Below are 10,576 nucleotides of genomic sequence, written 5' to 3'. Positions count from 1 at the left end.
AGGGCTTAATATGAATAAAAAAATTTCAAAAAGCATATACAAAAAGAATATAATCTTATTTGTTTTTTCATGTTTACTTGCTACGGTAACATCTATGTTGTTTATTGCACTGGCGATTATACTACAAAAATTTATTGATTATTCTATTAATAAAGATATTAACAATATCGTTGCGCTGACCACTATTTCAGGTATTTTATTACCTTCAGGTGCAGTGGGAATGTATGCAGGGTATGCTATAAAAAATTTATATACAAAAAGGGCAACATTGAACCTGAAAAATACCCTTGTTGAATATATTTTACGGTTAGATATGAGAAGTTTCAACAATGAGAGTAATGGAACCTACATATCACGATTGTCAAATGATATAACTGTAATTCAAAACGATTATATAAAAGGGACCGTGGAAATCGTTGTTCAGCTGACCATGCTTGTAGGCGGAGTGCTTATGATGTTTATCATTAATTCAATCCTTGCATTGAGTATATTACTCACTTGTATCATTCCTCTTGCGGTTTCCAGTGTATTTAATAACCGTATGCAAAAAGCACAATGTGAAGTAGCTGAGCAAAATAAAAGTTATGTATCTTTTATCAAAGATATATTATCTGGAAATCAGGTTGTTAAGAGTTTTAACATCGAAAAAGAGATTTTTGAAAGGGCAAAGGCAAAGGCCAACAAGCAGGAAAAAGCTAAAATGGTATACGAAAATCTATTGTCACTAATTATGTCACTTACTGATATTTCAACATTTCTTGTTGCCGTGGTAATATTTGTAGTTGGAACTCGGTTGCTAATGAAAGGAGACATTACGGTAGGGGAAATCATGGCTTTTATCCAGTTGCTAAATTGTGTAACAGTTCCTATTAACAGACTCATAACTGGTTTTACCAAAAGACAGGCCAGTCGAGCTTTATTAATGAATTTTAATAAAATAGGAGAAGCAAAAATTGATCAATCTCATAGAGTTGATATTCCTGAATTTAGCAATAGTATTATCTTGGAAGGACTTTCATTTAGCGTAGATGAGAAAAAAATTCTAAATGATATTAATTTTGAATTTGAATATGGAAAGTCCTATGCAATCGTAGGAACAAGTGGGAGTGGAAAGACAACCTTATTAAAGATGATCACAGGGTTTTATGATGGGTATGAAGGAAATATCAGTTACGATGGAGTTGATCTTGGGAAAATAAGTGATCAGTCAATTTTCCAGAATGTTAGCTTTATACATCAGGATTGTTTTATATTTGATGATACGATTGAACAAAATATTAAATTGTTTCGCGAATGTGAATCAGATGAATTTGAGCAGGTAATAAAGAAGAGTATGTTACAGAAATTGATTAACGACAGAGGCGGTATTGATGTATTATGTGGAGAAAATGGAATTCATTTTTCAGGTGGGGAAAAACAGAGAATTTCTATAGCAAGAGCACTCCTGAGAAAATCTCCTATATTACTTATGGATGAAGCGACTTCAGCGTTGGATAATCAAACAGCCAGGGACATTGAATGTATGTTAAGTGAAATGCAGAATATTACAAGAATCGCCATTACACATAGGATGGATGAATCTATTCTCAGTGGATATGATGAAATTGTCCTGTTGCGTAATGGAAAAATTGAAGAACACGGTACGTATCATGAATTAATGGAAGCAAAAAAAGGATTTTATGCATTGAGTATGTTGAGTAGTTATAATAGTGATTTTTCAATGGAAGTGGAATAGGTGTTATTGAAATAAGTTTTTAGACTGTTTTATGTCTGAATCAAACGAAAGGAGTGGTCATACTGATGGAACAAATAGGGGTAGTTGGATGTGGCGGAATGATCGGTGAAGTTATTTGTAAGAACTTATGTAAAGACTTTATAGTTAAGGGGGGACAGCGGCATGAACCTACAGTATTATTGAACCTCAATAATTTCAAGTGGCATTTTCTAGACCTTTTTAATTCAGATAACCTGGATGATTTTTGTGCTGGTTGTGCAATAGTGATTAATTGTGCAGGACCTGAATTTGTAATTAAAGACAGAGTTGCTCAGGCCGCTATGAAAGCGGGAGCAAAATACATTGATGTTTCCAATGCTTTATTATTGAATCAAGAGGAAAAGGCAGTGCTTAGTGCTAATGGTGTAAATTATATAGGTGCCGGTTTTTGTCCTGGTATCACAGGTCTGCTATTAAGACGAGTGCTGAATCATTTACTGGATGAAACCCAATATGTAAATTGTTATATAGGTGGTGCGGAACATTATACAAAAACATCTATCTCAGATATTTTAATGAGTGGGTATAGTGTAATTGGGAAAACAGATTCCTATTGGAAAGATAAGTCTGTTAAAATGGAAAATATAAATATGATGAAGAAAGAATTTGTGCCTGAAGTCGATGTACCTGTCTATAAGAAACCGTATTTAAGCCAGGAGATAATTGATATTCTGGAAGCCAGTTCAGTACAAGAACTTCACTGGTACAATATAGCATCCAATGATCACATCTTTCGTTTGGCAATGCAATTTTATCAAATGCAGCTTGAGTCTTCAATGGAAGAAGCAATGGCAAAAATAGACATTCATTTAGAGGATCAGCCTAAAGAGGAATGGGTAGCTTTAGTAATTGAGGCTTCAGGAGTAAAAAATGGTAAGAATGTAAAATGTAAATTGAATTTACAAATGGAAACGAGTTCAGAGCTGACGGGTATGGTAGCTGCTGAAGTTGCACGACAAGCTATTTCAAGTAATAGACCGAATGGTATATATTGGGCTTATGAAGTACTACCTTTAGATTTTATGAATCAATATACTTTTTCTAATAAACATGATTTTTATGAGGAAAAAGTATATTGAAATAAATGATAGTACATATGCTGCATTGAGTACAAGCTATACTAATTTATCAGAAGGAGCATCTTATGAGAAAGTTTTTACTTAAGCGATTGCTGTTTATCTTATTTGGAGTTGTGGCATATATACTTACAAAATATGCCCAGAATCATCAAGATTGGGCGGAACGATACAGTAGATCAGTATATCCGATGTTGTCTAATACAGTAGGATTTTTACCTTCTCTAGTAGAATTTTCTATTAGTGAATGGCTGGTGGTAGTGGTTTTGTTGTTTCTGATATTATATATTGTTTATTATGTGCGCAAGGTTATCATAAGTAAAGGTGCACGTAGGATGATAGTTTATCGTGGCGTTATGGGAACAGCCGCGATATGTAGCGTGATATATTTTTGTTTTACTGTTTTGAGTGGATTAAATTATCATAGGTATTCTTTCTTATCTTATACCGAATATCATGAGGAGAACTACAGCGAGGAGGAACTGGTGAAATTGTGTAAGTCACTTGCCCATGAAATGGGACAGGCAAGAGAAAAATCAGGTGAAGATAATGACCTTATGCTTCAAGCACCGGATGATTTTGATTATTATGCACAACAATCCGTGTTGTCGATACAAACGTTGGCAAAGAAGTATCCTATTTTGGAGCGTTCTTTATATTCCACACCAAAACCAGTGGTAATGTCAAAACTGATGTCTCGTGCAGGGATACAAGGTGTTTTTGTTCCTTTTACTTTTGAATCTGATATTAATGTGGATATGCCAGTTTTCATGATGCCTGCTGCTATGGCACATGAACTGGCACATCAGGGTGGTTTTATGCACGAGGATGAGGCAAATTTTATATCTTATCTGGCATGCAGGGAGCAGGATGATCCATTGATACTTTACAGTGGACTTTTTCTGGCGTTTGATCATTCTATATCTGTGCTAAAGAAAGTTGATTCGGATAAGGCATCGGAGATAATATCCAGTCTGTCCAAGAGGGTGCAGCATGACATGGTGCAGCGTGAGCAGTATTGGGGCAAGTATAAAGGTATTATTTCAAATATTTCAAGTATTGTTAATGATGCATATCTGAAGGCGAATAACCAGACAGACGGTTTGAATAGCTATGATAAAATGGTAAATTTATTGCTGGCAGAGCAGCGGGGGTTAGAGAAGTATAATTAATTTATTGTGGACAAAAAAGTTTTTGATAGAAGACGTGAGTATCTTGTTGGGAGAGGTGTGAGTGAAATAAGTAAAATAAAAGTATTTCCCATTCCATATGCTGGAGCATCAGTAAATGTATATTATGGATGGAAAGAACTACTACCGGATAGATATGAATTGTGTATGATTGAATTAGCTGGAAGAGGAACTCGATTTGGCGAGCCTTATTATCAGTCTGTTGATGAAGCAAGTGATGATATTGCAAAAAGAATAAGTGAACAATTAAAATATGACGATGAATATGTTATATTTGGACACAGCATGGGGGCCTTATTGACTTATGAGATATATTATAAACTTAAGCAAATAGGAATTAGAGAACCAAGGCATCTGTTTGTTTCCGGGCGAAATGCCCCACATAGTTTTAATAAGAGAGATAACATTGAAAATATGACTAATGAAAATTTTTTGCAAATGGTAGAAGAATATGGGGGAATACCAGAGGAGTTTTATATAAAAGAGATTATGGAAATTTTTCTTCCAATTTTGCGAGCAGATTTTATAATATTGGACAGGTATAAGTTTCAACCCAAAGTAGAAAAAATAAGTTGTGGAACAAGCATTTTTTATGCTGCTGATGATTTTTCCACCCATGTGGAAAAAATTAGAAAATGGACCGAAGTTATTGAAGATCATGTGAAGTTTCATAAGTTTAAGGGAGAACATTTTTTTTTAAACAGATATCCTAATGACATTGTAAATTTTATTGTTAAAGATACAGAAACAAGGGATACTGGAGCCTGAATATTCAAATGAAAAGAAAGGAATAGATATAGATATGTTATATCAATATGCCATTAATATTGGGGAAATAACTAACACTGCTCAGTTAAAAGACTTAATGAATGATTTGTCTAAAGAAAGAGTGGTCCGAGTTAATAAATACTATTTTGAAAGAGACAAGATAAGATGTATAACAGCTGAAATATTATTACGTTATATATTGCAAAAACAATTTGGATTGGAAAATAATCAAATTAAATTTCAGTATTCTCCATATGGTAAGCCTTTTTTGGCATTTGGTGAAAATATATATTTTAATTTATCACATTCAGGTGATTGGGTTGTTTGTGCGGTTGATAATTATCCAATTGGAGTAGATATAGAAAAGAATAAAGAATTACATTTACCACACCTATATAGTTTCTTTTCAAAGAAAGAAATTCAACTATTACATGATACATCTAAGGATGAGCAGACAGACTTATTTTATCGTATTTGGACTCTAAAGGAGAGTTTTGTTAAGAATATTGGTAAAGGGTTAAATTATTCATTTAATAAGTTTTATTTCGATTTTAATGACAATAAAATAAGGTTTTTTCAGAATGATATAGTTAATAATGATTTTCAGTTTATTAGTTTAAAATTAGATGAATTCCATTGGTATGCATTATGTACAAAGTGTAATCAACATGACATAACGAATAAAATGAAAATAGTTACTATAAAAGATTTTTTTGAAATTGCTAAATAAATTCTCGCATACTTGTACCATTTCATCTTCTGACTGCTCCATTGACAAAACTCGATAAAATCATATAGAGTTTCCAGCTCTATATGATTTTATTGAGTTTTTGTTTTTGTGTACTTAAATCATGATAAAGATATTTCTAAATTTATAAAAGGAGGTTTCGAATGAACTAAAAACAAAGAGAGAGAATAAGAAAATGGATTCAATAAACACTTTATATTGTAATGGATAAGGTTTAATGATAAAATAAATAATATGTCGAAAGAACTTGATTATTTACTCCTAATCCTTATAGAAGTTGTGAAGAAGCCCAGACTAAGCGAAAAACATCTTTTTAGTTAAAATCAAGTTATAGATGCAGATTGGTTACTGCTTCTGTATTAAATGGAGTAAGCAGTATTACTGTGAAAGCTGCGGTAAGCAGCAAAGCAACCTGGAAACTCTACAGTGATAAAGCTTGCAAGAAAGTAGTTTCAAACAATAAGCTTAAATTAAAGGTTGGAGCTAACACGGCATATCTGAAAGTAACTGCAGAGAATGGTAAAACTAAGGCATATACTCTAAAGATCACTCGTAAAGCAGCAGAGTATGAAACTCACATCAAGCTTGGCGTAATCGGTAAAAAGAGTTATGCAGAAACGGTTGCTAAAATATTTAAACAAGAGTATGACAGTGCTAATGTAAAGGTTCAGAAAAAAGGGAAATATTATCTGGTAACTATGGACTTTAACAATAAAACAGCAGCGAAGATTGCTTGTGAGGATATGATAAGAAGAAAGTATATTGTAAATTATTATTTTGAATAGAATAAATATAAGGAAAGGAGCTATTGCTCCATAGATTATTCATCTATGGGGCAATAGCTCCTTCTATCAGTTGCTTTTTGAAATTTATTTAAGGCTTGTTTACAAATATATAATTGTCGTTTACAAGATATAGCATCATATGGACTTAATTGACAATGTTTGGATTATTATGATATAATATGGAAAAAAGTGCAGTGGGAAATGTAAGAATATTTATAAGATAAAGATACGGGTAAAAATAAGGTTTCTTTGAAAGGAAACTTTATTAATAAAGGTGGGAGGCTATTACATATGAATTACAAGAGGGGAAGAATGCAAAAAATGATTGCTGTACTGCTAGTTATATTTTTAGCAGTTACACCAATTAATGTTACAGCAGCACAAGCAAAAGAAGGTAAATACATTGGGGATGGGTTTGAAGTGACTTTTAAAGTTACGAGCCAATGGACAGATTCATTTAATGCAGATGTGACCATTAAGAATATCGGTAATAATATAATTGATAACTGGGCAATTAGTTTTTTAATGCCCTATGAAATTACGCAGATATGGAATGGTATTGTAAAATCAAATGAGGCCGGAAGTTATGTGATTAAGAATGCAGTTTCGAATCAAGATATAGCCCCAGGGAAAAGTGTAGGGTTTGGTTTTACAGCAAAGTGTAATGGAGCGGTACATATCCCGGCGGTATATGAAATTCTCAGCTATGAAGAAGTCGTATCATCAGATAAGTATGAAATTAATTTTTTAGTAACGAGTGATTGGAAGAGTGCATTTAATGGAGAAATTAGAATAAAGAATATTTCTGATAAAACGATAGAAGATTGGAAACTACAATTCGATTTTGATGCCAATATCGAGCGTTTTTGGACTGCAGAGATACTTGAACATACCGATAATCACTATTACATAAAGAATGCAGGATATAATTCAAATATAAAGCCCGGTGATACTATAGTTCTGGGATTTAGCGGAAAGCCTGGTAATGTTAGTATAAAACCAGTTAATTATCAACTTAGTCAGATTGCTAATAATATTACAGAGCCCATAAAAGAAGTGACAGAAGAGGATTTACAGGGGATAACTTGGGATCAGATGCAGGATACTGATCAGGACGGTTTGCCTGATGAATACGAGCATGAAATTGGTACTGATTATCTTAAACCAGATTCGGATGGTGACGGATTACCAGATGGTTTTGAAGTACTATATGCTTGTACGAATCCATTGAATCCAAGTACTCTTGGAAATGGTGTGACAGATGATAAACTAGATTCGGATGAAGATGGATTAACTATGAAGGAAGAATATTTACTATCTACAGATCCATTAGAAGCTGATACGGATAATGATGGTTTGTTAGATGGGGAAGAAGTTAAAATTTATAACACACTGCCATTGGTTTATGATACGGATGGAGATGGCATTGGTGATGGAGATGAAATATTACTGGGATTAGATCCACTCAATGCAAACACTAATGGAACTCCAGATTCAGAATCCGAAACAAAACAAATTATTGAAAGCGATAACTTGACTTTAGAGCGTATTAATCAGAATAACGATAATTATCAGTTATCCTTGGAAATCAATGCAAAAGGCAGTGTAAATAGTGGATTGTTTGTACGAGAAAGTGCATATACAAATATAATTGATAGCATAAGTATTCTTGGAACAGTACCTGAAATCATTATAGAAGATACCTCTAAGCTAGATTCTATGCTTATTAAATTCAGAATAGATCAGAAGAATATATATACAGAGTATAGCAGTACAGATTTGATTGGAATTAAACGTTATAATATTTTTATGTATGATGAAGAATTAGGTTTTCTTTTACCAGTTGAGACACAATTCGATGAAGCAAATCAAACCATTTATGCAGAAGTAAATGATGCCGGAACATTTTGTGTCATGGATTTGGAAAAATGGTTCAGCAGTATGGAACTTGAGTTGACAGAATTTAGCTCAGAAGAAGCTGACATGATTAAAAATCAATCCATTGATGTATCTCCTATCATTGAAGCAGAAATTAATGGAGATACCATATCGGATCAAACAATGGAGGAATCAAATCAAATCACTGATGATAGAAAAATAAACATTGACATTGTATCGGAGGAACGTGTGGAAGATCAGGAAGCAGAACCTGAGTTAGAAAAGGAAAACCATGCAGCCAGTATGAGTTCTGATACGCCATTTTCCATGGTAAGTATGTTACCTGGTTTTAATACGACAATTGCAGATAATGAAAACTATAATAAGGATGTAATGGATATTGTATTTCTTCTTAATACGGCTGTGCAAGGGTTAACAAGCGGAGATTTTAGTAATATAAAATATAATATCAATGAGATTGGCAAACGAGCATTCTATGAATCAAAAAGTGTACGTATCTATATTATTGATCCGGATGGTAATAAATTAAAAACGATGTTCGGACAAGAATATGCAACCAATGAATGGCAATTAAATTCCATGATTGATAAAATGTTAAACAATCAACCGAAAGTACCCTATTTAAATGAACAGTTTGATACACTATTAAATGATGTACCATTTCAAACAAACTCGTCTAGGGTTGCAGTAGTCATTGGAGATGCTTATATTAACTCTTATTCCATGCTGTTTCCGCAAAAGTTGGCGGATGCGAATATCTACACTTGTGTAGTGGAGCCAAGAACACAGGTTGGCTCTTTGTATTGGAATATGGCTACCGCCACTAATGGGATTTTAGTATATGATTTTGAAGATTTTACGGATGATATTACAAAGTTCTTATATGGATTTATTCCGGATGTTCCAAACAAAAATTTTACTATTCTAACCTCTACAGGGCTAAAATCTATCACATTACGAGGTGATTTGGATACAAAGAATGGTATAGATACAGATTATGATACGTTAACCGATTGGCAAGAAGTTAACCAACCATATGTTACGGTAGCAAGTGATGGGAGGGTACTCCTGCCTACATTATCAGAGTATATATCAAGGTATGGTTTAAGAAAACCCTACTTGATAACAGCATTTGCAAGGCTTGGAAATACAATGACAACGAGAGGTATTTCGTTAAATAATGCCTTTGACGATATTCGGATTTTACCAGTATTGTCGGATCCAACCAGCAGGGATGGGGATGGAGATGGAATCTTAGACAAAGATGAGTTTAAATGGGATGGAAAGGATACTCGTTATCAAGGTGTAGACCCATTGCATAAAGATACTGTAGAAACTTTGTTTTATAAGCTGACAGATCCGAAAGGTCCAAACCGCAGCAGCTATCCATCTTATTTAGAAATAAATGATAACAATGTTACGCTGCATGTAAGGGTTATGTTCAAAGATGATGCTTCGGATGAGGCTGTCTCTGCATTTCAAACAACCTATAGTTCGACAGAACTAGAGAACCTGTCCAATAGCATTATTAACAGATTAGACAGTAATTTTACCTTTAAAGATGTTATAATGGATGGTATCAGGAGTCGTTGGGATGGCGTGTATTATGGCGGTGATTATGATTTCTATAAAGGACTAAAGGTTAACTTTTCAGTAAATATTACGGAACAAACATCCAAAGGATGGTTTGAAAAGACAATTGAAGTTAATGTAAAAAATGGAGTTTGTGGCGTTTGTAATCAAAGCGGCACTAATTGGAAAACGAATTGCAAGCGTATTATTACGATGTATACAAGCTATTGTAATAACAGCAAGCATAAGAATAAAGTAAATAGTGATTGCACTGATTATCAAAATAATCTATACACAATAGCTGCTTATGAAGGCACAACGGCCCATGAGTTTGGCCATGTATTTGGATTGAAAGATTTATATGGTGCTGCGAGTGTTAATAATGGATATGAACCAATTAGTCAAAATGAAATCAGATATAATACCAGTGCTTTTTATTTGCCAAGGGCGGAAGGTATGATGAAGTGTAATGGTAGAGCCATTAGTAATGATATTGAGATGGTCTTAATCGCATTTGAAGAAAACAAGTGGCAGTACTTTGTTCCGGCAGGAAGCAAACAAGTTATATCTTCTGTCATTAAAGAGCCTCAGAAGTATACCTTGAATGGAAATACAAGTGTACTATATGTATGGGATAGTAAAAACAAAGTATTTAAGTAATATAAGGAATGTGACCGAGGGTAATAAGTATGTTTATGAAAAAGTTTATAATCTCTTTAATAGTGCTGATTAGTATTGTTTCAATACCTTTTATCTTACAGGGT

7 protein-coding genes are annotated in these 10,576 nt (G+C 33.5%); all 7 read left to right on the top strand.

All coding sequences use genetic code 11. The annotated features are described in order from the left end of the window. The first annotated feature begins 10 nt into the window (after nucleotides 1-10). On the top strand, nucleotides 11-1,735 hold the full coding sequence (locus EDD66_RS14025) for an ABC transporter ATP-binding protein (protein ID WP_123610226.1): 1,725 nt from the start codon (nucleotides 11-13) through the stop codon (nucleotides 1,733-1,735). 65 nt (nucleotides 1,736-1,800) lie between these two features. Further along, on the top strand, nucleotides 1,801-2,853 hold the full coding sequence (locus EDD66_RS14020; protein WP_123610225.1) for a saccharopine dehydrogenase NADP-binding domain-containing protein: 1,053 nt from the start codon (nucleotides 1,801-1,803) through the stop codon (nucleotides 2,851-2,853). A gap of 65 nt (nucleotides 2,854-2,918) precedes the next feature. Continuing rightward, nucleotides 2,919-4,022 (top strand): DUF3810 domain-containing protein, encoded by a 1,104-nt coding sequence (locus EDD66_RS14015; protein WP_123610224.1) that lies wholly within the window; start codon nucleotides 2,919-2,921, stop codon nucleotides 4,020-4,022. A gap of 6 nt (nucleotides 4,023-4,028) precedes the next feature. After that, nucleotides 4,029-4,808: a thioesterase II family protein gene (locus EDD66_RS14010; RefSeq protein WP_207667796.1), complete on the top strand. Its 780-nt coding sequence runs from the start codon at nucleotides 4,029-4,031 to the stop codon at nucleotides 4,806-4,808. Between the two features lie 34 nt (nucleotides 4,809-4,842). Further along, complete coding sequence (locus EDD66_RS14005) at nucleotides 4,843-5,538, top strand: 4'-phosphopantetheinyl transferase family protein (protein ID WP_123610222.1); 696 nt, start codon at nucleotides 4,843-4,845, stop codon at nucleotides 5,536-5,538. A 359-nt stretch (nucleotides 5,539-5,897) separates the two neighbouring features. Beyond that, nucleotides 5,898-6,341, top strand: coding sequence for a cadherin-like beta sandwich domain-containing protein (locus EDD66_RS14000; RefSeq protein WP_123610221.1), 444 nt, complete (start codon nucleotides 5,898-5,900; stop codon nucleotides 6,339-6,341). Between the two features lie 291 nt (nucleotides 6,342-6,632). Next, on the top strand, nucleotides 6,633-10,472 hold the full coding sequence (locus tag EDD66_RS13995; protein ID WP_123610220.1) for a cellulose binding domain-containing protein: 3,840 nt from the start codon (nucleotides 6,633-6,635) through the stop codon (nucleotides 10,470-10,472). The last annotated feature ends 104 nt before the right edge of the window (nucleotides 10,473-10,576 follow it).

It is taken from the genome of Mobilisporobacter senegalensis (genome assembly GCF_003752155.1).
Taxonomy (GTDB): domain Bacteria; phylum Bacillota; class Clostridia; order Lachnospirales; family Lachnospiraceae; genus Mobilisporobacter; species Mobilisporobacter senegalensis.
The sequence above is the reverse complement of the archived record's forward strand: the minus strand, read 5'-3'. Positions and strand labels throughout refer to the sequence as shown.